Origin of the sequence: Bacteroides luti, from assembly GCF_900128905.1 — a bacterium.
Taxonomy (GTDB): Bacteria; Bacteroidota; Bacteroidia; order Bacteroidales; family Bacteroidaceae; genus Bacteroides; species Bacteroides luti.
The window spans coordinates 225,468-247,108 of record NZ_FQTV01000005.1 but is presented as its reverse complement, the minus strand read 5'-3'; the positions used below and the strand labels follow the sequence as shown (position 1 = coordinate 247,108).

16 protein-coding genes are annotated in these 21,641 nt (G+C 36.4%); 8 read left to right on the top strand and 8 right to left on the bottom strand.

The window, feature by feature from the left end:
* Positions 1 to 54 precede the first annotated feature (54 nt).
* A complete protein-coding gene (locus BUC21_RS06640; RefSeq protein WP_073400471.1) occupies positions 55 to 1,323 on the bottom strand; it encodes a DUF2851 family protein in 1,269 nt (422 codons plus the stop codon).
* A 115-nt stretch (positions 1,324 to 1,438) separates the two neighbouring features.
* Between BUC21_RS06640 and dapB the strand changes: the two genes are divergently transcribed.
* The 4 genes from dapB to BUC21_RS06620 are packed head-to-tail and all read left to right on the top strand — an operon-like array spanning position 1,439 to position 5,232.
* Positions 1,439 to 2,158 carry a 4-hydroxy-tetrahydrodipicolinate reductase gene (gene dapB / locus BUC21_RS06635; protein ID WP_073400469.1) on the top strand — a complete coding sequence of 240 codons (720 nt, stop codon included), beginning with the start codon at positions 1,439 to 1,441 and terminating at the stop codon, positions 2,156 to 2,158.
* A gap of 10 nt (positions 2,159 to 2,168) precedes the next feature.
* Positions 2,169 to 3,653 carry a signal peptidase I gene (gene lepB / locus BUC21_RS06630; protein WP_073400467.1) on the top strand — a complete coding sequence of 495 codons (1,485 nt, stop codon included), beginning with the start codon at positions 2,169 to 2,171 and terminating at the stop codon, positions 3,651 to 3,653.
* Complete coding sequence (gene lepB, locus BUC21_RS06625) at positions 3,653 to 4,603, top strand: signal peptidase I (protein ID WP_073400465.1); 951 nt, start codon at positions 3,653 to 3,655, stop codon at positions 4,601 to 4,603. The genes lepB (BUC21_RS06630) and lepB (BUC21_RS06625) overlap by 1 nt, the downstream gene beginning before the upstream one ends.
* Positions 4,603 to 5,232 carry a WbqC family protein gene (locus BUC21_RS06620; RefSeq protein WP_073400463.1) on the top strand — a complete coding sequence of 210 codons (630 nt, stop codon included), beginning with the start codon at positions 4,603 to 4,605 and terminating at the stop codon, positions 5,230 to 5,232. Before lepB (BUC21_RS06625) ends, BUC21_RS06620 begins: the two co-directional genes overlap by 1 nt.
* A 428-nt stretch (positions 5,233 to 5,660) precedes the next feature.
* Here the strand turns inward: BUC21_RS06620 and BUC21_RS06615 are convergent, their stop codons facing one another.
* Positions 5,661 to 6,881, bottom strand: a complete 1,221-nt coding sequence (locus tag BUC21_RS06615; RefSeq protein ID WP_073400461.1) for a M16 family metallopeptidase — start codon at positions 6,879 to 6,881, stop codon at positions 5,661 to 5,663.
* 107 nt (positions 6,882 to 6,988) lie between these two features.
* Here BUC21_RS06615 and BUC21_RS06610 point away from each other — a divergent pair, with 107 nt between their 5' ends.
* The 4 genes from BUC21_RS06610 to BUC21_RS06595 all read left to right on the top strand — a co-directional run bounded on the left by BUC21_RS06610 (position 6,989) and on the right by BUC21_RS06595 (position 11,114).
* Entirely contained in the window at positions 6,989 to 7,525 is a 537-nt protein-coding gene (locus tag BUC21_RS06610; RefSeq protein WP_073400459.1) for an LOG family protein, read from the top strand.
* Positions 7,526 to 7,535: 10 nt separating this feature from the next.
* Complete coding sequence (locus tag BUC21_RS06605) at positions 7,536 to 8,141, top strand: SIS domain-containing protein (RefSeq protein ID WP_073400457.1); 606 nt, start codon at positions 7,536 to 7,538, stop codon at positions 8,139 to 8,141.
* Positions 8,129 to 9,049, top strand: coding sequence for a carbohydrate kinase family protein (locus BUC21_RS06600; RefSeq protein ID WP_073400455.1), 921 nt, complete (start codon positions 8,129 to 8,131; stop codon positions 9,047 to 9,049). The genes BUC21_RS06605 and BUC21_RS06600 overlap by 13 nt, the downstream gene beginning before the upstream one ends.
* Before the next feature lie 190 nt (positions 9,050 to 9,239).
* The gene (locus tag BUC21_RS06595) at positions 9,240 to 11,114 is read left to right on the top strand and encodes a DEAD/DEAH box helicase (protein WP_073400453.1); all 1,875 of its coding nucleotides are present in this window, start codon (positions 9,240 to 9,242) and stop codon (positions 11,112 to 11,114) included.
* 153 nt (positions 11,115 to 11,267) lie between these two features.
* On the opposite strand, the gene BUC21_RS06590 is transcribed toward BUC21_RS06595, so the two are convergent.
* From BUC21_RS06590 to BUC21_RS06565, 6 genes are all read right to left on the bottom strand, one after another.
* Positions 11,268 to 13,400, bottom strand: a complete 2,133-nt coding sequence (locus BUC21_RS06590) for a S46 family peptidase (RefSeq protein ID WP_073400451.1) — start codon at positions 13,398 to 13,400, stop codon at positions 11,268 to 11,270.
* A 123-nt stretch (positions 13,401 to 13,523) separates the two neighbouring features.
* Entirely contained in the window at positions 13,524 to 15,017 is a 1,494-nt protein-coding gene (locus BUC21_RS06585; protein WP_073400449.1) for a lipopolysaccharide biosynthesis protein, read from the bottom strand.
* Positions 15,018 to 15,112: 95 nt separating this feature from the next.
* Positions 15,113 to 16,138, bottom strand: a complete 1,026-nt coding sequence (gene ruvB, locus BUC21_RS06580; RefSeq protein ID WP_073400447.1) for a Holliday junction branch migration DNA helicase RuvB — start codon at positions 16,136 to 16,138, stop codon at positions 15,113 to 15,115.
* A 249-nt stretch (positions 16,139 to 16,387) separates the two neighbouring features.
* Positions 16,388 to 17,473, bottom strand: coding sequence for an OmpA family protein (locus tag BUC21_RS16725; protein ID WP_073400445.1), 1,086 nt, complete (start codon positions 17,471 to 17,473; stop codon positions 16,388 to 16,390).
* Between the two features lie 191 nt (positions 17,474 to 17,664).
* Entirely contained in the window at positions 17,665 to 18,273 is a 609-nt protein-coding gene (locus BUC21_RS06570) for a hypothetical protein (RefSeq protein ID WP_073400443.1), read from the bottom strand.
* A 111-nt stretch (positions 18,274 to 18,384) separates the two neighbouring features.
* Positions 18,385 to 21,564: a coiled-coil domain-containing protein gene (locus BUC21_RS06565; protein ID WP_175550488.1), complete on the bottom strand. Its 3,180-nt coding sequence runs from the start codon at positions 21,562 to 21,564 to the stop codon at positions 18,385 to 18,387.
* Between the last annotated feature and the right edge of the window lie 77 nt (positions 21,565 to 21,641).

Below are 21,641 nucleotides of genomic sequence, written 5' to 3'. Positions count from 1 at the left end.
TTATTACTACAAAGATAGACGAAGAATTGAAATGTCAAACAAGAAAGATAATAATTATTTCCGCTGTTTCAAATATTCAAATCCTATGCGACAATATAGACATTTTTTCTTATCACAATACTCTTTTTTAAGTTCCAGCAAAGCCTGAGAATCAGACGCATTATTTACATTTAACCCTACTCCACTCCACATTCTGGTAACATGATTATCTTCTGCTTTCAATTCTTCAAGGAAGCTTCCTGCTCTCTGGCAAAGAGCTTCATCGGCTTTGTGTTTTCCATAAGCGTACAGGAACGGAACCACGGTATTTATTACTAACAGATTAAAAGATGAATTGCTCAGGTTTTTGCTTCTTCGTGGAGAACTGTTATAAAATTGATAATGCTCTTCCCAATAATCGGAAGGAGATGTATGCAAGATATCCCTAATTGCTTTCATTGACTCTGCTTCCATCAGTTTTGAGAATACGCCCCACCCATTTGAATAAAGAGATGCTAGCTGAGCTATTCTGACATGCGGAAAATTCCCTGGTCTTAAGCGGAGAAAACGCCAAAGCGAAGCATCCATAACAGGTAGCTGAAAAAGATGTTTCATATATGCAAACTCTTTCTGCAATCTCAAATAATATGGATCGTCTAACTTTTCTTCGAGCAGCCCTGCCTGACCAAAGAAAATTGCTTCGATTTTAAACAAACTATCCCGGTGTTTATCTACAGCCCGAAGAGGTATCAAACCAGCCCACTTCTCAAAAGCATCACCATTGAGACCAAAACCAAAATTACGCGCCAAAGTAATGAAGAAAGCATCTTCCCAATTAGAATTACAATGTTTTAACCGGGCATTGATAGCTTCAGCTTTATGTTCAAGTCTCTCACTTTGCAAAACCGATAACCATGAATGAATAGCAAATCTGGATATTTTAGGAATTACATCATAACAAGGGGGAAGCATATCTGCACGATGCAAAGATTCATAGTTTTGCTCGATTTCAACGGGACAGTTAAGCTGAATCTGAGGAATAGGTTCACCGTTGGTACGGGCTATTTCACAGTCAATATCACCCGACACATGAAGAATTACCGAATCATAAACCTTATCTTTATCATGCCCATGCCGGAACCAATCGGAAGCTTTAGAATGAATCTCTACATTCCCAACCCACATATTTTCGCCAATTTTTACTTTCGCATTAAAAAAATCAGGTCCGGAATCTGAGTTTGGCAGACCGGGATCAATCACCTCAACCCCCATTCCTTTAGTAGTTTGAAGTTGTTTTAAAGGAAAGATTTTGTGTTTCCAGATATAATGTAATAATTGTTCCATTGTTAATGAGCTGTAAATATCTCGCAAATGTAATAACTTACCTCTAAATTAATTATATTTGCATCATTATTATTCCTTATTATCGTAAAAATATAAACAAAAAATAGGAAATTATATGAAAATAGCATTGATAGGTTATGGAAAGATGGGTAAAGAAATTGAAAAAATTGCCCTTAGTCGTGGACACCAAATCGTTAGTATTATTGATCTTAACAATCAGGATGATTTTACTTCGGAAGCATTCAAATCGGCAGATGTCGCTATAGAGTTCACCGCTCCGACAGTTGCTTACAACAATTACATTAATGCTTTTAACGCTGGAGTAAAAGTGGTATCAGGAAGTACAGGATGGATGGACGAACACGGAGACGAAATAAAAGATCTATGCAAAAATGGTGGTAAGACTCTTTTCTGGGCATCAAACTTTAGCCTTGGAGTAGCTATATTCTCTGCAGTAAATAAATATCTTGCCAAGATAATGAATCAGTTTCCTACTTATGACGTAACAATGAGTGAAACTCACCACATACACAAACTTGATGCACCTAGTGGTACTGCTATAACCCTTGCCGAAGAGATTCTTGAGAACCTGGACCGCAAAGACAGTTGGGTAAAAGAAGAGGCAAAAGCTGCCAGCGAACTTCCTATTCATTCGATTAGAGAAGGAGAAGTTCCGGGCATTCATACTATTCGTTACGAATCAGAAGCTGATAGTATTTCCATTACCCACGATGCAAAAAACAGAAAAGGTTTTGCCCTTGGTGCTGTTTTAGCAGCTGAGTTCACTTGCGGCAAACAAGGATTATTGGGCATGAGCGATTTATTTAAATTTTAAAACACAAATTATGAGAAAAGCAACACGCAAACAATGGCGTAACTTTGGAATCGTCACTGTATTATATTTATTATTTCTTGTTTGGGTAAGTAGCTGGTGGGGACTTTTTGTTGTTCCATTCATCTTCGATGCATATATCTCAAAATTAGTTCCATGGAATTTCTGGAGAACATCAAAGAACAAGACTGTACGCAGTGTGATGAGTTGGATTGACGCTATTGTGTTTGCTTTGGTAGCAGTGTATTTCGTAAACATATACTTCTTTCAGAATTACCAGATACCGTCTTCTTCATTAGAGAAATCTTTGTTGGTTGGCGATTTCCTTTTTGTTAGTAAGATGAGTTATGGTCCTCGTGTGCCTAACACTCCGCTATCTATGCCATTGGCTCAACATACATTGCCAGTTTTCAACTGCAAATCCTATATAGACTTCCCTCAATGGGGCTATAAACGTGCACCAGGTTTCGGAAAGGTTCAACACAACGACATTGTTGTCTTTAATTTCCCTGCAGGAGATACTGTTGCTATTAACTATCAACAATCAGATTTCTATACTATTTGCTACGATGCAGCTAAAAGAACCTGCCCTAGCGTAAATATGGATAGTTTAACCCGCGAACAACAAAGAGCGGCTTACGACATTTATTATGCTGAAGGACGAAAACTTGTAATGGCAAACCCTACCGAGTTTGGAAAGATTGTGGTACGTCCTGTTGACCGTCGTGAGAATTACGTAAAACGTTGTGTAGGATTGCCCGGAGATACTTTGAAAATAGTTAATGGACAAGTATACATCAATAGCGTACCTTCCAAGAATCCGGAGAACCTTCAATTCAACTACTTCGTTCAGACAACAGGTGCTTATATTCCTGATGATGTGTTCCGCGATTTAGACATCAGCTTGGATGATCAGACTTTATTGCCTAACGAATGGAATGACGAACTGAAAGGTCTTGGCTTCACTAAAACAGATGGTCAAGGCAAACTATCTCCGGTTTATCATCTTCCTTTAACTAAGAAGGCTTATCAGGCTCTACTTTCAAACAAAAAGTTAATTGCGAAGATAGTGATGGAACCAGAAGATTACACCGGACAACTATACCCACTGAACCTTTATACAAAATGGGATAGAAATAACTACGGTCCTATATGGATTCCAAAGAAAGGCGCAACAGTTAAACTTACTGTAGATAATCTTCCTATCTATGAACGTCCAATCCGTGCTTACGAAGGCAATAAGCTTGAAGTAAAAGGTGGAAAGATATATATCAATGGCAAACAGACCAATAGCTATACATTCAAAATGGACTATTACTGGATGATGGGTGATAACCGTCACAATTCTGCCGATTCAAGATACTGGGGATTTGTTCCTGAAGATCATATTGTAGGTAAGCCAATTCTTGTATGGTTATCTTTAGATAAAGACAGAAATTGGTTTAGCGGAAAAATCCGTTGGAATCGTCTATTTAAGTTCGTAGACAACATTAAATAATGAGACCAATAGCAAAGGACTTCTTTTTCTGGATAAAAGCATTAGTAATTGCAATTGCAGGGGTATTACTCCTGCAATTCTTTGCTTTTAGCTCCTGTTACATTCCTTCATCGGGAATGGAGAATTCTTTGTATCGTGGTGATCAGATTATTATTAATAAATGGGCATACGGACTACGCCTGCCTTTCATGTCGGCTTTTGGCTATAAAAGAATTAATGAGCGCCCCGTTCAAAAGAACGATATCGTTGTTTTCAACAATCCTCAGGCAACATCTACTACCCTTCCTGCAGATAAGCGGAAAGTGTTTATAAGCCGATGCATGGGACTTCCGGGAGATACTTTAATGATTAGCAATCAATACTCCATTATTTGCCCAAGAGCAGAAGTCAATCCCGACCATAAGCAGCTCTATGTATACCCTAAAGAGAAGGAAAGCTCCATAGAGAAAAACATAAAGAAACTAGGTATTGAAGATAACAGACTGCTAGGCTACAACAAGAATGGATATGTTCGCAGTTTCAGCCGTTACGAAATTTATCTGTTAAACCAGGAAATTCAGGATTTAAAGATTAAGTCTATTCTTCCCGACACATGCAAGCAGACTCGTTCCTTAATTGTTCCGGGAAAAGGCCGGAGCATTCGTGTAACTCCATGGAACATTTATTTCTTAAAGAATGCTATCAATGAACACGAAGGCAAGAAAGCATTCATTATCAAAGATTCTCTGCTATACGTTAACGGAGAAAAAGTATCCTCTTTTGTGTTTACGAAAGACTATTACTGGATGGTATCCAATAACTCCATAAATATCAATGATTCGCGCATTTTCGGATTCGTTCCGAAAGACTATATTATCGGAAAAGCATCTTTTGTGTGGTTTTCGAAAGACAGCCAGGCCGGACTTTTTGGCGGTTACCGATGGAAGCGATTCTTTCAATCTGTAAAATAATGAAACAAACAATTTATCTCAGCTCGGCATATCTGGCTCCAGTGGAATATTATGCACGGCTATATAGCTGTGAAAAGGCATTTATTGAGCAACACGACAACTATATTAAGCAAACCTACCGCAACCGATGCACTATTGCATCTGCCGATGGCCCGCTAACACTCTCAATTCCTACCGAAAAGCCCGAAACGCTTAAGTGCCCGATGAAAGATATTCGCATATCCGATCATGGAAACTGGCGTCATTTGCATTGGACTGCCATTGAATCTGCCTACAGCAGTTCTCCGTTTTTTGAGTATTACCGAGACGATTTTGCACCTTTTTACGAACAGAAACATGAGTTTTTATTCGATTTCAACGAAGCTCTCTGCAAGCTTGTCTGCGAGTTGATTGATGTTCATCCCATAATGGAGCGTACAACTGAATACAAACAGTCATTCCTGCCAAATGAGATTGATTTCAGAGACCTGATACACCCCAAAAAAGCTCCTCAAGAAGGTTTTACTGCAAATCCATATTATCAGGTATTCGATGCACGACACGGCTTCCTGCCCAACCTGAGCATTATTGATCTTCTTTTCAATATGGGGCCTGAGAGTTTGCTTGTATTACGTGATGCAAATAAATAAGAGAATATTGCCTGCAAAAGTTAATCCGGATTTTAGATGATCCGGATTTTTTTGTTTTTGTATGTATTTATTTCAGAGGTGGTGACAAACTTTAAAGAAAACTTCTTTTATATGTCTCGTGCTAAAATTTAGCACCGCGGCTACCAAGGCGTTTCAGAAGGTACCCCCTTGTTACCCCCCAAATTTATTCTAGCAATAAATCTGTTTTTGGAGAGAAGAAATGATCAAGCAAAACCATAGCGATAATCTATTGATTATCTGACTATAAAACAAAATATTTCGGAACTCAGCCATTAACGGCAACAACTACAGAACGTAAGTATAAGTACAAAAAAATTATTTGCCTATAAATAAAATCTATTCACCAATAAAACAGATTCATTGGCCAATGGATTTATTTTATTGGTGAATTAATCGGCAAGTAAACCTTATCGATATATAAGGGTTGAAAGCATTTCTTCTGCAAACATCTCATTAGCTACCTCCAATAATCCTTCGGCAGTTAAAGACTCGATGCGATGGAACAAGGCTTCCGGTGAATCAAATTTATTGTAATGCAGAAAAGATTTAGCCATATCGAGCGCATTATTCTCATTATTGTCTGAAGCTACCCCTATTTGGCCAATTAACTGCTTCTTTGCCGCATTCAATTGCAAAGCAGTCATTTTCACATCACGAAGATGTTTCAACTCCTTATAAGTGAGATTCAGACAAGCATCCACATCTTCAGGATCGGTTCCAAAATAGATACAGAAAACTCCGGTATCAGTATAAGAAGTGAGATTGGATTCTACGCTATACACCAATGCTTTTCTTTCTCGGAGAGAAACATTTAGCTTACTATTCATTCCCGGACCACCAAGAATATTATTTAGAAAATACAGTGCAGTACGTTTCTCACTATAAGCATCATACCCCCTGCCACCAATCATTACATGCGCCTGATTTGTATCTTTAGGAACAACCAGATGTTCCGGTATATAAGCTGGTGGAGAATTTCTAATAGTCTTATATTCAGAAAACAACACATCGTGCATAGATTTTTCTACCAACCGAACAACCTTCTTGAAATCGAGATTTCCCAATACAAAAAAGACCATGTTCGTGGGGTGATAATAACGTGATGTGAAATTTAATACATCAGCAGTAGTAAAATTACGTAATTGCTCCGGTTTTCCAAGAATATTTCTACCCAAAGGATGGTTCTTGAAAATCAGATCCTCGAAATCATCAAAGATAAGCTCTGAAGGAGTATCGTCATACAACTTAATCTCATCAATAACAACCTCGACCTCCTTATCAATTTCGCGTTGAGGAAAAGTGGAATGAAACACAATGTCAGTCAACAACTCAACAGCACGAGGGAAATGTTCCGTTAAAAAGGCCGAATAAATCACCGTCTCCTCTTTATTCGTATAAGCATTCAAGTCGCCCCCTACGTTCTCCATCCGGTTAATGATATGCCACGCCTTGCGCTTTTCAGTACCTTTAAAACTAAGGTGCTCCACAAAGTGAGCCATCCCCTGCTCGTTTTCTCCTTCATCGCGGGTACCTGCATCTACAGCATATCCACAATAAGCAACCTTTGATAATGACGGGGCATGAATAATACGTAATCCGTTAGGTAAAGTATGTTGATTATAATGCATTTTCTTCTTGTTTCATATTTTAATAACGATGCAAAAATACAATAAAACTTATTGTGGTTTATAGAAAAATATAGATATTTGTAGATTAAAATGAGATAAGCCCTTATATGAATAAAATTGGTATCTTCTGTTCTGCCTCGCAAACAATTGATGATATATATTTCCAAAAAACTGAGGAATTGGGAAAATGGATGGGAGAACAAGGTAAAACGCTAGTTTATGGTGGTGCAAACATGGGATTAATGGAATGTGTGGCACAAACCGTTAAGCAAAGCGGAGGAAACATTATTGGCGTAATACCTTCAAAACTGGAAGAAAGCAAAAGAGTGAGTGCTCTCCCCGACAGATTTCTTCATACCAAAAATCTAAGCGATCGAAAAGATATAATACTTGCCGAATCGGATGTTATGATTGCCTTACCGGGAGGAATAGGAACATTGGATGAAGTTTTTCATGTAATGGCCTCTGCAACCATTGGATATCATTCAAAAAAGATAATCTTTTATAACATAAATGGTTTTTATGATGATTTATTGACTGTCCTAAAGATGTGCGAAGAGAAACAATTTACCCGAGGTGAATTATCTCTTTACTATGACGTGGCCAATACATTTAAAGAATTAACCAACCTACTAAACAAATAACAAAAAAGTCATGATTGAATCAATCAAAGATCTATTAAACAAAGAAGCCGAAGCCGTAAGAAATATTCCAATTACAGATGCTTACGAAAAAGCTGTAAAACTAATAGTGGAACAAATACACATAAAAGGGGGAAAACTGGTAACTACCGGAATGGGTAAAGCCGGCCAGATTGCAATGAATATTTCAACTACATTCTGTTCAACCGGAATTCCTTCTGTGTTTCTTCACCCAAGTGAAGCACAACACGGTGATTTGGGCATTTTTCAGAAGAATGACTTATTATTACTAATATCTAACTCTGGGAAAACAAGAGAAATTGTTGAGCTTACACAGCTTTCCAGAGTTCTTAATCCAAATTTAAAGTTTATCGTTATAACAGGTAACCCGGACAGTCCGTTAGCACAAGAGTCGGACATTTGTCTTTGCACAGGAAATCCCAAAGAAGTATGTGCATTAGGAATGACTCCAACAACATCTACTACCATGATGACAGTTATTGGTGATATTCTGGTTGTAGAAACAATGAAACAAACAGGCTTTACTATTGAAGAGTACTCTAAACGCCATCACGGTGGATATCTAGGCGAGAAATCAAGAGAAATATGCGAAAAGTAATTGGTATTGGCGAGACTATTCTCGACATCATTTTTCAGAACGAACAACCTTCGGCTGCAGTGCCGGGAGGTTCTGTATTTAATGGCATTATATCACTGGGCAGAATGAATGTCGATGTCTGCTTTATCAGTGAAATTGGAAATGACAAAGTAGGAAACATTATCAAGAGATTCATGGAAGAAAACAATGTGAAAACCGATCACATCAACATCTTCCCCGATGGAAAATCGCCTGTTTCACTTGCCTTTCTTAACGAAAACAATGATGCGGAGTATCTTTTCTACAAGGATTATCCTAAACAGCGCCTGGATATTGCATTCCCCCAAATAAATGAGGATGATATTCTTATATTTGGCTCCTTTTACGCGCTCAATCCGGTTCTTAGAGATAAGATGACAGAGCTGCTGGATTACGCTAAAGAACGTAAAGCAATTATCTACTATGATCCAAACTTCAGAAGTACGCATAAATACGAAGCTATGAAACTAGCTCCTGCTATTATCGAAAATCTGGAATATGCAGATATTGTAAGAGGTTCAGACGAAGATTTCATCAACATGTATAACTTAAACGATGTAGATAAGATATACAAAAATAAAATACAATTTTATTGCCCCAATTTCCTTTGTACTGCGGGGAATAAATCTATAAGTTTGCGAACAAAACAAGTATCCAAAGAGTATTTGGTAGAACCAGTCAACTCTGTAAGTACAATTGGAGCCGGAGATAACTTCAATGCCGGAATTATCTATGGATTATTAAAGTACAATATTAGTTATCACGAACTTAGTAACTTAAGCGAAGGTATGTGGGACAAAATTATACAGTGCGGGAAAGATTTCTCTGCCGAAGTATGCAAAAGTTTCAGTAACTCCGTTTCTAAAGAGTTTGCAGAAAAATATCAATAACATTCCATTATAGCACAAACAGATAGTCAAAGCAATAAAGTTCTGATACAAATTACAAGAATTTTACGCTATTTTTATAGATATTTAAATGAAAAATGCTGCTGAAAAGTATTCTTTTACAGCATTATAACTATTTATCCGTACTTTATGCGTATCTTTGTGCCCGAATTGAAATAAGAGAAAGAAATTAATGAAGACATTCGAAGAGTTAGGCGTTTCCCCGGAGATACTTAAAGCAATTGAAGAAATGGGATATGAGAATCCCATGCCAGTACAAGAAGAAGTAATACCGTATTTACTGGGAGAAGGCAATGATGTAGTAGCTCTTGCACAAACAGGAACAGGTAAAACAGCAGCATTTGGGCTGCCTATTATACAAGGTATTAATGTAAATAACAGAGTGCCACAGGCACTTATCCTCTGCCCCACACGTGAGCTTTGCCTGCAAATAGCAGGAGATCTTAATGATTACTCAAAATACATAGATGGGCTAAAAGTTCTTCCGGTATACGGAGGATCATCCATTGAAAGCCAGATCAGAAGTTTAAAGAATGGTGTGCACATTATTGTTGCAACTCCAGGACGTCTGCTCGACTTGATGGAAAGAAAAACCGTGAAACTTGCCACGGTTAAAAACGTTATTATGGACGAAGCTGATGAAATGCTTAATATGGGCTTTACAGACAGCATCAATGCTATCTTGGCTGACGTACCAAAAGACCGTAATACATTGCTGTTCTCAGCAACTATGTCACCCGAAATTGCACGTATTTCCAAGAACTATCTGAATAATGCCAAGGAAATTACCATCGGCACAAAAAATGAAGGTTCAAAGAACGTGAAACATATCTATTTTACGGTTCAGGCTAAAGATAAATATCTTGCGCTGAAACGTATTGCCGACTATTATCCTCAGATTTACGGTATTGTTTTCTGCCGTACTCGTAAAGAGACTCAGGAAATTGCTGATAAACTGATTCAGGACGGATACAGTGCTGATTCTTTGCACGGAGAACTTTCTCAGCAACAACGTGACGTTGTAATGCAGAAATTCCGTGTACGTAACATTCAGATCCTTGTAGCTACAGATGTTGCTGCACGTGGACTTGACGTTGACGACCTGACACACGTTATCAATTACGGTTTACCTGACGAAAGTGAGTCATACACTCACCGAAGCGGCCGTACAGGACGTGCAGGAAAAACCGGTATTTCAATCTCTATCATCAACTTGCGCGAGAAAGGAAAGATGAGAGATATAGAGAGAAAAATTGGTAAGAAGTTCATTGTTGGAGAAATGCCTACCGGAAAACAGATCTGTGAGAAACAGCTGATTAAGGTAATTGATGATATTGAGAAGGTAAAGGTTAATGAAGAGGAAATTGCCGACTTTATGCCTGAAATCTATCGCAAACTTGAATGGTTGGATAAGGAAGATATTATTAAACGAATGGTTTCTCTTGAGTTTAACCACTTCCTTGAATATTACCGTGATGCGCAAGACCTTCAGAGTCCAACAGCTGAAACCAGCAGAGGAGAACGTAATACAAAAGGACGTAGCTCTGAAAGAGGAATGCATCAACCTGAACCAGGATTTACCCGTATGTTTATCAATGCCGGAAAGGCGGATAATTTCTATCCGAACCAATTAATTGAACTGATCAATAAAAACATGAGAAAACGTGTTCAGATTGGTAAGATCGATTTATTGAAAAGCTTTTCATTCTTCGAAATAGAAGATGCTCAAGCGAAATCTGTTATGGATTCACTAAATAAAGCATCACTGAATGGCCGTTCAATCTCTGTTGAAATAGCAGGCGAAGATAATCGCGGAGCAGGAACAGGTAGAGAGAGTCGTGGAGGAAGCAGAGAAAGCCGCGGAGGAAGCGGAAGAAGGTATTCTGACAGACCAGCATCAGCTGCACCAAGAAGAAGCCGTGAAGAGCGGGGATACTCCTCTCAAAGAGGACCTAAAAGGAGAGATGACAATCAACAATCCTTCAGAGATGAAAAACCAGACTTCAATAATGAAGAAGGTTGGGCAAGAAGGAAATCCAAAAAATAAATATTTAAGGCAGCTTTTATAAAGCTGCCTTTTTTTATAGCCCAATGCTATATTCTTTAATTCAATTGGATTAAAACTACATAGTCCGAATAAAAAAGTCCTATTATACCCTTATCTTAAAAAATAAAGATACGATAAAATGGCAATAAATAGTTATTGAGCAAGTTTAAGTTCCTGAATAAGATGAGGTGCTTTGCCGTATTTCTCAATTATAAAAAGAACATACCGGATATCTACTCCAATGCATCGTTGCAGGGCACTCTCATACTCAAGATTACTGCTCATCCCTTCCCAATTTCCATCAAAAGCTAATCCTATAAGCTCTCCTCTACCATTAAACATTGCACTTCCGGAATTTCCTCCCGTAATATCATTATTAGTGATAAAACAAACATTCATTTCACCCTTTTTATCGGCATATTTACCAAAATCCTTTTTAGAAAGCAAATTGAGTAAGGCAGGCTGCACCCAGAAATCGGAATCTCCTTTATAACGCTCTACCTTTTCAAAGATGCCTTTTGTAGTTGTAGAATAATCTATGCCTGAGGAGCTATTTGCTGAATATGGAGTTACAACACCAAAGCTTAAACGCATTGTTGAATTTGCATCAGGATAAAAGCTTTTATCCTCACACATCTGACGTACTATTTCACTGTAAAATCTTTCATCCCGGGATATTTTATTATTTGCATCAGCCCCAATCTGGTAGAAATCAACAAATTTAGTAACAACATCTACGGCCAGCGAAAGAATAGGATCCTCGAACATATTAAATGTGCTATCCCGACTATAAATACGCTCCAATCCTCTGGGAGTAGTCATCTCGGAATGAGAAAAAATGTAATCTGCATAAGCCTGACAATCTCCTTTATACTTTTCATCAATCGTTTTATACGTATCGGGCAAAAAGGTAGTATCAACCTTCTCGCGATACTCTTTTAGCATTGCAACCAGCACCTCCTTATCGATGGAAAGGCTTATATTTGAATACTCTTTAACCATACTTTCGTATATCTTCCTCCCAGCAATAGAATCACTAAAGAAATCTGTACTAATAGCTTGTGTGGATAAGGAAAGTAATTCTGAAGCATTACCAAAACACTCTCCAAAATAAGAAGAAGCATGAATCAGTTTTTTCCTGCTTTCATAGCTTATTCTTAAGGAATCAATCAGATTACCATATAATTGTTTCTTCTCATCCTTATCCTCTATAAAACGAGTTATCTTATCCTCTAATAGTTTTCTTTTGCCAATGATATTAAGCTCTTCAATGGCCTTATTCATACCAATGCTGTATTTCCAGTAATTAGAGCTTGCTGCATATTTGGAAGCATACATTATACGAATAGAATCATTCGATTCCATCGCCTTTTTCCAAATAGCCTGCTTTATGCCCCGAACATCAATCATTGACTGGTTCTGGGTTTCCATCTGCTCTTCAATGCCAAAAGAAGAAAGGTAACGATCTGTTGATCCTGGATAACCCAACGTCATGCAATAGGTGCCATTCTGATATCCTTTAAGGGAAATAGGCGCAATATAAGATGGATGAAATGGCTTATTTTGAGGAGAATAAAAAGCTGGCTGGTTATTATTATCAGCATAAATGCGGAAAACAGAGAAATCTCCCGTGTGTCTTGGCCATACCCAATTATCTGTATCACCGCCAAATTTACCAACAGAAGAAGGAGGTGCGAAAACCAGTCTGACATCTTTATAATCTTTATAAACAGAAAGATAAAATTCATTGCCACCATAGTAAGAGCTTACCACTCCTCTTAGCAATGAATCTTTTTCAGAAACTTCATTCTCTATTACAGAAGAAAGAGAATCTACAATATACGAGCGCTTCGTTTCATCCATTCCCGGATGAATATCTTTCAATATTCTCGAAGTGACATCTTCTTGCCGTATAAGGAAACTCACAAATAAATCAGGATTGGGAAGTTCGTCTTCTCTTTTATCGGCAACAAAACCATCTTTTATATAATCATGAGCTACTGAACTATGATTTTGTATAGCATCAAAGCCACAATGATGATTTGTAAAAACCAATCCATCCTCAGAGACTACTACGCCTGAACAATATCCACCAAAACTAATAATCGCATCCTTTAAAGAAGGAACATGCTCATTGAACAATTGACTGGAAGGCATTTCAAGCCCTAATTGCTGCATCAGCTGAGCCGTTTTCTTGTCTATATGATTCAACATCCACATCCCCTCGTCTGCCAAAGAAACGAGCGAAACAAAAAACAGAACTAAGATTAAAAAGCTCTTTTTCATAAGCGTGTGCTTTCCATTAAAAAAACCGAATAAAAATAAACTAATATATTATTCGGTTCTTTGGAAAAACAGCTGAGAACCACCAGACTCCCACCGCTTTTATTTAAGGCAATTCACTAAAAATCATTTCTTTACAAAACGATTAATAATCGGAATCTGCTTCAATGGAAAATCCTTCTTAATAATATATGCAATAAAGATAGAAAATAAAATGGTTTTAAAGCACAAACGTAATAAAATGTTATCTATTTTCACAAATTCAGAGATAGCATAAAGAACTACAGTAAGCAAACAATATTTTCCAATTCTCACCATATCATAATTAATAGGATATTTCTTTTGCCCAACAACATAAGAAAGGATCGTTACTATAGCATAACCAATAAGACTAGCCCATGCACAAGCCATGTAACCATAATGAGGAACAAAAATAACATTCAGAATAATGATTAAGAAGCAACCTATTCCAGAGAAATATGCACCCCAAATTGTCTTATCAATCAACTTATACCAAAATGACAGATTAAAATAGATACCATTCAGAATAGCTGCAAGCATTACGATTGAAACACAATCTAACCCATCCCAATAACTTTTATCAATTATGTAGCGGAAAATATCGAGATAGAACATTACTCCAAGATAGGCTATCAGCGAAACAATAATAAAATACTTCATTGCATCGGCATAAAGCTTTTTACTGCCTTCTTCTTTATTTTTCCCGAAAACAAAAGGCTCATAAGCATAACGGAAAGCTTGAGTAAACATGGTCATAACCATTGCTACTTTACTTGCTGCTCCATAAATTCCTAATTGTACGCGGGCCTCATTCTGATCTGTAAAGAGGAAAGGAAAAATAATCTTATCAACTACCTGATTTAATATTCCGGCTATTCCCAGGATAAGAATTGGAAAAGAATAAATCATCATCTCTTTCCACAACGACTTCTTGAATTTGTATTTAAAGCCGGTCAGTTCACGATAAAAAGCAAACTGCTGAATCACTGTGCAGATTACATTGGCCACAAATGCATAACCAACCCCATAGCTTGGATTGTAAAACCAGGAAACAGAAGCAGGGAAATGAACTAATAGCCATGGGCAACAGACAAAGAAGAAGATATTCAGTAGAATGTTTGGAATAATGAATAAGAACTTCATTGCAGCAAACTTTATCGGTCTTTTCTTGTATCGAAGATAAGCAAAAGGAATGCATTGGAAGGAATCAAGCGCAACCACAATTGCCATCATAGCAACAAAATCAGGATTATTTTCATATCCCAGGAAAGTGGATATCGGTTGAAGAGAGACAAAACACAATAAAATAAAAAGTAATGAGCTTACACCTACAGATATTAATGTGGTTGAGTAAACAATTGTAGGATCCTCGTTTTTCTTATTCACGAAACGGAAAAAACCGGTTTCCATTCCATACGTTAAAATAACCAGCAAAAGTGCGGTTATGGAATACATATTCGTTATTACACCGTATCCTCCTGAAGCAGCAGATAATTTTGCTGTATAGAGTGGAACCAATAAATAATTCAAAAAACGACCAACAATACTGCTTACACCATAAATTGCAGTATCTTTTGCCAACGATTTTAATCCGGCCATACTTCTATCCTATTGTTTATTTATCAAACATATCTCTTTAATGAATCAAGAATTCAGATTGCATATTATATAAAGAGATTCTTAAACATTATATCTTAATCAAAAAGAGTCTTTTGACTGCTATAAAGACTTCTTCCCAAATGCTTGTAAGCTAACTCTGTAACCTCTCTACCACGAGGAGTTCTCTTTAAAAAACCTTCCTTTATTAAAAAAGGCTCGTAAACTTCCTCAATTGTTCCAGGATCTTCGCCTAATGCTGTGGCTATTGTTGTGATTCCTACAGGTCCACCTTTGAATTTATCGATAATAGTACACAGTATCTTATTGTCGATCTCATCAAGCCCATACTTATCAATATTAAGAGCCTCGAGAGCGTAATTTGCAATCTCGGTATCTATAACACCCGATCCTTTTACCTGTGCAAAATCTCTCACCCTGCGAAGTAAAGCATTAGCAATACGCGGAGTTCCACGGCTCCGGGAAGCTATTTCTCCAGCCGCATCTGAAGAGCAAGGAACATCTAGTATTCTTGCAGAACGTTTAATAATTCCACTTAATATATCATCATCATAATACTCTAAATGAAGATTTATTCCAAAACGCGCCCGTAACGGGGCAGTCAGAAGTCCACTACGAGTAGTTGCTCCAACCAGAGTAAAAGGGCTTAAATCTATCTGAATACTTCTTGCAGAAGGCCCTTTATCAATCATTATATCAATCCGATAGTCTTCCATTGCAGAATAAAGATATTCTTCCACAACAGGAGATAAACGATGAATTTCATCGATGAAAAGGACATCATTTGGTTCAAGACTTGTTAATACACCGGCCAAATCGCCTGGTTTATCAAGCACAGGTCCTGAAGTTATTTTGAACCCTACGCCCAATTCATTTGCAATAATATTTGAAAGAGTTGTTTTTCCCAATCCGGGAGGCCCGTGAAGTAATACATGATCGAGAGCTTCAGCTCGCAAACGAGCAGCCTTAACAAATATACGAAGATTATCTACAACCTTGTCCTGACCACTAAAAGACTCAAAATCTAAAGGACGTAAAGCGTTCTCATAATCCTTTTCTTTTGTAGTAAGCTGATTATCTCGTATATCAAATTTTTCTTCCATATCTCACAATAATGAAGCTACAAAGGTATGAAAGATTAAAGAGATATAATCTAAAGGAAACATAAAATATTTATGAAAAAAGATTCTTATCTCTTTTTTCATTTCACAAAGTATCGAAATTAATAGCTTTCTGGATAAAAGAGAAAGGTATCTGACAAGCCGCAGCTTAATCAAATACCCTTCTTGAAAATTACTCACGTAAGTTTCATTACCATTAAGATCACGCTTGATCTCTCCTAACTATAAATTTCAATCTGCAACACATATAACTACTCTATTCCAGTTATTTTTAGAATAAGGTTGAACACTATCACCCTTACCTTCAATAACTTTAATACGATCTGAAGATATACTATATTTATTGACCAATTCATTAGCAACAGCTTTTGCACGCTTTTCAGAGATCTTCTGATTAATTGCCTTTGAACCAGTGCCCGCATCAGCATAACCTGTTATAGTAATCTTTGCTTTAGGATTCTCTTTCAAGTATTGAGCAACAGTATACACATAAACTTCCTGATTAACACCTACGGCAGATTTTCCAATAGTGAAAAGAACTGGCGTATTAAAATATGATACAGTATCTGTTACAAATACTTTTTCTGTTTTAACAATAGTCTTTGGATTAGCTTTTAAAGATTCAATAGTTGCTCTCTGCTGATTAATCTCATCATTCAAAGAATTAACTAATGCTTCATCATAAGGTCTGATTAATTCAAATCCTCTATTTTTAAATTTGTATGTAAAGCCAACCATGAGGTTGAAATAGAAGTCATTTTCAGATCCAAATTTGGAATTATAAGCATCGCTTACAGCATTACCATTTAGCTCCACATTAAAATCCCATGCTTCATTTATGCGGAAACTTGGCTGCAATCCAATCCTGGCAACACAGTTATCAGATGCTAATGCATTAGGAGAGTTCTTAAAACCATGATTATATCCTACTCCCACAATTCCATAAAGGTTAAAACCTCGGTTTTCTTTATAAGAACAGAAAATATTGGTCATATTAAAAAGACCATCCAAATAAACTGCTGCATAATTCCAGCTATAATTCTCATTTTTCCAATCCCATCCTGCTCTACCTTGCCATCCTCCAACTTGCAAACGCATACCAGCGTATGGAGTGAAATACTTCCCTATAGAAAGGGCTGCAGTTGGGGAAATCAATTTATCAAAGTCGGGTTCACCAATTGTATAACCAATTCCTGCCTGACCTTGGATAAACCAATTATCCCAGAAGCCATATTGCTTTAAGGATTTCTCTTGTGATTGTGCAAATCCTGCTATACAAAAGAAGGACATTGCTAGAAGAATAAGTTTCTTTTTCATATTAATCTAAGTTTAAGTACATAAATACAAGAAAGATATATAACAAAGAAATAAAAAAAACAACAAATAACAAAATAAAATTGTTCAAATTTACAGATAGTATATTGTTATAAAACAATATTTTAAGTTCTAGTAATTGCAATAATAGAGTGAAAGATAAAACAAATTATATATAACAATACATCTTAATATCAAAGTAAATCGTTAACAGCTGCATCTTTTTCTATTTTCCATCTAAGAAAAGTGAAAATTTCAATTAACAATATTGAAACCAAAATCCATGCAAGATGAAACTGATCAAAAAAAACAAACATGCCCAAAACAGCATTAAATATCAATAATAAAGGGACAGCTATACCAATTGCATCCAGCAATTTAATGCGTCGAATTATTTTTTTATTAAATATTGGAACAAACAAAAATGAATAAAGCAAATACATTATAGAGGAAAATAATAATATTATCCAATCTCTATAAGGAAAAATCAAACCAAAAAAAGAAAGAAAAAAAACAAACGAAATAGAAAGAATCCTTTTTTTTAATATCAAAAAGTTATTTAACTGATTTACTTTATCTTTAATATCTTTATCATTGCATAGAAGGTCACATCCCAAACTGCGCACAAGCATTCTCATGTATTGAACAGAAATCAGATCCTGGTTATAACTCACCTGTAATAAGCGCTTATCAAAATCAACAACAGCAGAGTTAACTCCTATTTGTGATTTTATAAGATGCTCAATCCAGCGAGATCTGCTTTTCGTTCTTACTTTTAAAAGAAAGAATGTCTTTACTTCCATTGCTTGTACATTATATCATAAAAGATATAAAGAGAGAGAGAAACATTGAATCCCTCTCTCTTATATTCTTAATTAAAAGGTTGACTTTAGTTTATTACTTTGTCTTTGTGCCTACATAGTTGCACGTTTATTAACATGAACATTCAATGTAGCAGAAAGAGTTCCCCACTTATGGGTAATTGTAACAGGTATATAAAGCTCATAATCCATTGTTAATGGAGTTCCATTATTTACATATTTCAAATTAGTAACTCCCATAAAATTGTTTTGAGAGAGCAATACATCAGTAGGAAGTGATCCTGCCATATAACCTGCAGTTGGAGTTAGATTTCCATCTTGTCCTTCAAACAAATTAGTCTTAGCGTTTGCAGTATTGAAAATCACGCCATACAAACCATAGAAGCCCCACAATGGAGAAGTAGGAACTAAAGAATCACCTCTCCAATCTGTAACAAGTACATCAATAGAGCCACTATTATGGAAGTAAGAATAATTAAGTATAGAACCTCCAGTTACTGCATCAGTGAAATGACCATCTGTAACAACACTTAAACTTAACGGTTTAATAAACTGAACATTAAATGTCATTAAGTCAATAATATTTCCATTGAACTCATAATAAGCCTTAACTTTTGCTGACAAAGTACCTGCCTCCAAAGCATTTATTGCAGTAGAATTTGCTGATGAACGGTCAAATGTAATAATATCATCACTAATGCTAATGCCTTGTGCTGTAGTAGGAGTAGTACTAACAAGAGCAAACTTCAACTCACCGCATGCATTTCCATTGTTAAGTTTTACATTGCCATTAGCATCCTTATTAAATGCATTTGTTAAATCTGCACTATAATTGCATCCATTACTATAATTTGCGTTAGGAACAGCAACATTTACTTTAACAGCAGATTGATCAGCTGTCCAATATGTCAATTCTTTACCTACTATTGAAGTGGCAGGCTTAACAACCTTAATATTAAATACAAATTCTACATCAGGATAGTCTGTATCTGCAAATGTAGGTTCAACTGTAAATACTGCTGTAAAATCCTTTCCTCCATCAGGAATAACACCAAATTGACTATCTGGAACATTCCAACGAATTTCTGTTGATAACTGACTTCCTTCACCAACATTTGCTATATAAGGTTTAGCTGTTATAGCACTTGTTGAAGATTTGATTTCATAATTACCCCAGAACTGAGCATGACTCATAGGAAGGGCATTATAAACTTCCTTATTAATTTGCTCAACACCAATAGTAAAGAGATGACTTCCACAACCAAGAACTGCTATAGTTTCAGGGCAAGTTACAATTTTTTTAGGAGCTTTATTCGCAGTTATTTTAATTTTAATGAAAGCACGGTCTAATACACGATTTTGTGCATCAACTAATTCTACTTGTACAATAGGAGTACGTCCTGCAGCTGCAGACAAAGGAGCTTGATCGTATACTTTTGCAGAGATAAATCCATCAGCTGAAACATTTATAAAATCTTGTTGATTAGTAGTTGCACCTGCTACTGTAATGTTGTAAGGATTAGATGCTTTAGCAAAACGATAATGTAAGCCATAAGCTGCATTATTAAAAGGAGAATGTGTTCCATTAATTCCGTAACAAGAAGCTACATAATCTTTTAAGTCTTTCTGATCATTATAAACAAACGATACTTCAGGAGTAGCATCTTGTGCAGCAGCCTGGTTGTCACTGAAATGATTATTTAAAGCGCCTTTTTTTGCAATATTTAAGTTATCACTACTAAGAGCAACTTCTGTAGCTCTAACATAGTCTGAATATACAGAAACTTCTGTTCCAGCTTGTTTTTCAGCAGAAGTAAGAGCTTTATCAGCTAATGTAGCCTTAAGTGAAACAATATCAAATTTAGGTGCTGTAGCAAATGAAGCAGTCTTTGTAACATTAAGAGTTAACAATCCATTTTGATAATTATCGGTAACTACTGATATAGGAGCCGGATTATCAGTTCCTAAACCTTTTGTTTCAATTGTTTCAGCTTTTTCACCTGTATAAACAAAATCTTTGATATCAGAACGCGTAACTCCATTAGGATTCAAACGATATTTTGCCTGAGATTGCATAGTACTACTATACAATGTCTGTGGTGCCAGCTGATCGATATCTTTATAATACAATGTACTGAAAATAATAGTAGGGATTCCTGCTACATAAGTTTCAGGTACAAATGCCATACTTGTCAAACGGTGAGAGAAGATAGCATTCATTGTATTCAAATTAGCATTGATTGCATTAATTTGAGCTGACAAATCTTCAAGTTGATCTTTGATTTCAGTCACTTTTGCTTCATAAGTAGACTTATCAACATAGTTGTCCAACTGTTGAGCAATATATGCTTTCCACATTGTTTCAAGACTTATAGCTTGTGCTGCATCAGCTGCTAAAGCTTGATTAACAGCTTCAGTTATAGCTTGAGTCTTTGCAGTAGCAATTGCAGATGTTAATTGAGCTGTCAATTCTGTAATTTTAGTCTCCAAAGTAGTAATTTTGGTAGTATTTGCATCTACCTTACCATTAATTACATCTATTTGAGTCTGAAGATCAGCAAACTGAGTAGTTACAATAGTCTTGTAATCATTAAATGTAGCTTGTTGCAAATAAAGAGCAGCAAGTTCTGTTTTTAATGATGCAAGAGAAGCTTCAACTTCACTCTTAGTTGCTAAAGTTTCAACTTTTTCAACAAGAGTATTATACTTGCTGTCTACAGCGCTAATCTGAGCACTGATAGTTGTAAGATCAGCTTCAATAGATGATTTAGCATTAGCTATTTCTTTTAAAAGACCAGCATTTAAAGCAGTAAGTTCATCTTTTGTTGCTCCTTTAGAAACTGATTCCTGAAGAGCAGCAAATTTGCCGTCAAGAGTAGAAATTCTGGTTTCCAAAGCTGTTTTTACTGTAGCCAAAGCAGAAGCTGCAGTATTAATAGCATCTAATTTAGCTTGTGCAGCAGCAAGTTGAGCAGCAGCAGCGGCAGCAGCAGCAGCATCAGCACTTGTTTTAGCAGCATTAGCAGCAGTTTGAGCTGTAGCAACAGTAGCCTGCAGAGCAGTCTGAGTACCCTGAAGAGTAGTAATCTGTGTGTTTACAGCAGCAAGTTTCTCAGTTAAGACTGAAGTGTAATCAGCCTTATTGTCATCAATCTGAGTTTGAAGATCAGTGATGTCACCGTCGTAATCTTTACAACCTACAAATGTAGTAGCTGCGCCTAAAGTCAGGAATCCATAGATAGCCAACTTCGCAAGAAAATACTTTTTTCTCATAATTAAAACAATTTTTATATTTATAAAACCATTAATAAAATACATTTTTTTGTATTTTTTCTATATAACCAGTATTC

Excerpts from the sequence above, each read along its gene's own strand:
- BUC21_RS06640 (WP_073400471.1), bottom strand. The coding sequence starts at position 1,323 with ATGGAACAATTATTACATTATATCTGGAAACACAAAATCTTTCCTTTA.
- BUC21_RS06620 (WP_073400463.1), top strand. The coding sequence starts at position 4,603 with ATGAAACAAACAATTTATCTCAGCTCGGCATATCTGGCTCCAGTGGAA.
- BUC21_RS06615 (WP_073400461.1), bottom strand. The coding sequence starts at position 6,881 with ATGCATTATAATCAACATACTTTACCTAACGGATTACGTATTATTCAT.
- BUC21_RS06565 (WP_175550488.1), bottom strand. The coding sequence starts at position 21,564 with ATGAGAAAAAAGTATTTTCTTGCGAAGTTGGCTATCTATGGATTCCTG.
- dapB (WP_073400469.1), top strand. The coding sequence starts at position 1,439 with ATGAAAATAGCATTGATAGGTTATGGAAAGATGGGTAAAGAAATTGAA.
- BUC21_RS06610 (WP_073400459.1), top strand. The coding sequence starts at position 6,989 with ATGAATAAAATTGGTATCTTCTGTTCTGCCTCGCAAACAATTGATGAT.
- BUC21_RS06585 (WP_073400449.1), bottom strand. The coding sequence starts at position 15,017 with ATGGCCGGATTAAAATCGTTGGCAAAAGATACTGCAATTTATGGTGTA.
- ruvB (WP_073400447.1), bottom strand. The coding sequence starts at position 16,138 with ATGGAAGAAAAATTTGATATACGAGATAATCAGCTTACTACAAAAGAA.
- BUC21_RS06605 (WP_073400457.1), top strand. The coding sequence starts at position 7,536 with ATGATTGAATCAATCAAAGATCTATTAAACAAAGAAGCCGAAGCCGTA.
- lepB (WP_073400465.1), top strand. The coding sequence starts at position 3,653 with ATGAGACCAATAGCAAAGGACTTCTTTTTCTGGATAAAAGCATTAGTA.
- lepB (WP_073400467.1), top strand. The coding sequence starts at position 2,169 with ATGAGAAAAGCAACACGCAAACAATGGCGTAACTTTGGAATCGTCACT.
- BUC21_RS06570 (WP_073400443.1), bottom strand. The coding sequence starts at position 18,273 with ATGGAAGTAAAGACATTCTTTCTTTTAAAAGTAAGAACGAAAAGCAGA.
- BUC21_RS16725 (WP_073400445.1), bottom strand. The coding sequence starts at position 17,473 with ATGAAAAAGAAACTTATTCTTCTAGCAATGTCCTTCTTTTGTATAGCA.
- BUC21_RS06590 (WP_073400451.1), bottom strand. The coding sequence starts at position 13,400 with ATGAAAAAGAGCTTTTTAATCTTAGTTCTGTTTTTTGTTTCGCTCGTT.
- BUC21_RS06600 (WP_073400455.1), top strand. The coding sequence starts at position 8,129 with ATGCGAAAAGTAATTGGTATTGGCGAGACTATTCTCGACATCATTTTT.
- BUC21_RS06595 (WP_073400453.1), top strand. The coding sequence starts at position 9,240 with ATGAAGACATTCGAAGAGTTAGGCGTTTCCCCGGAGATACTTAAAGCA.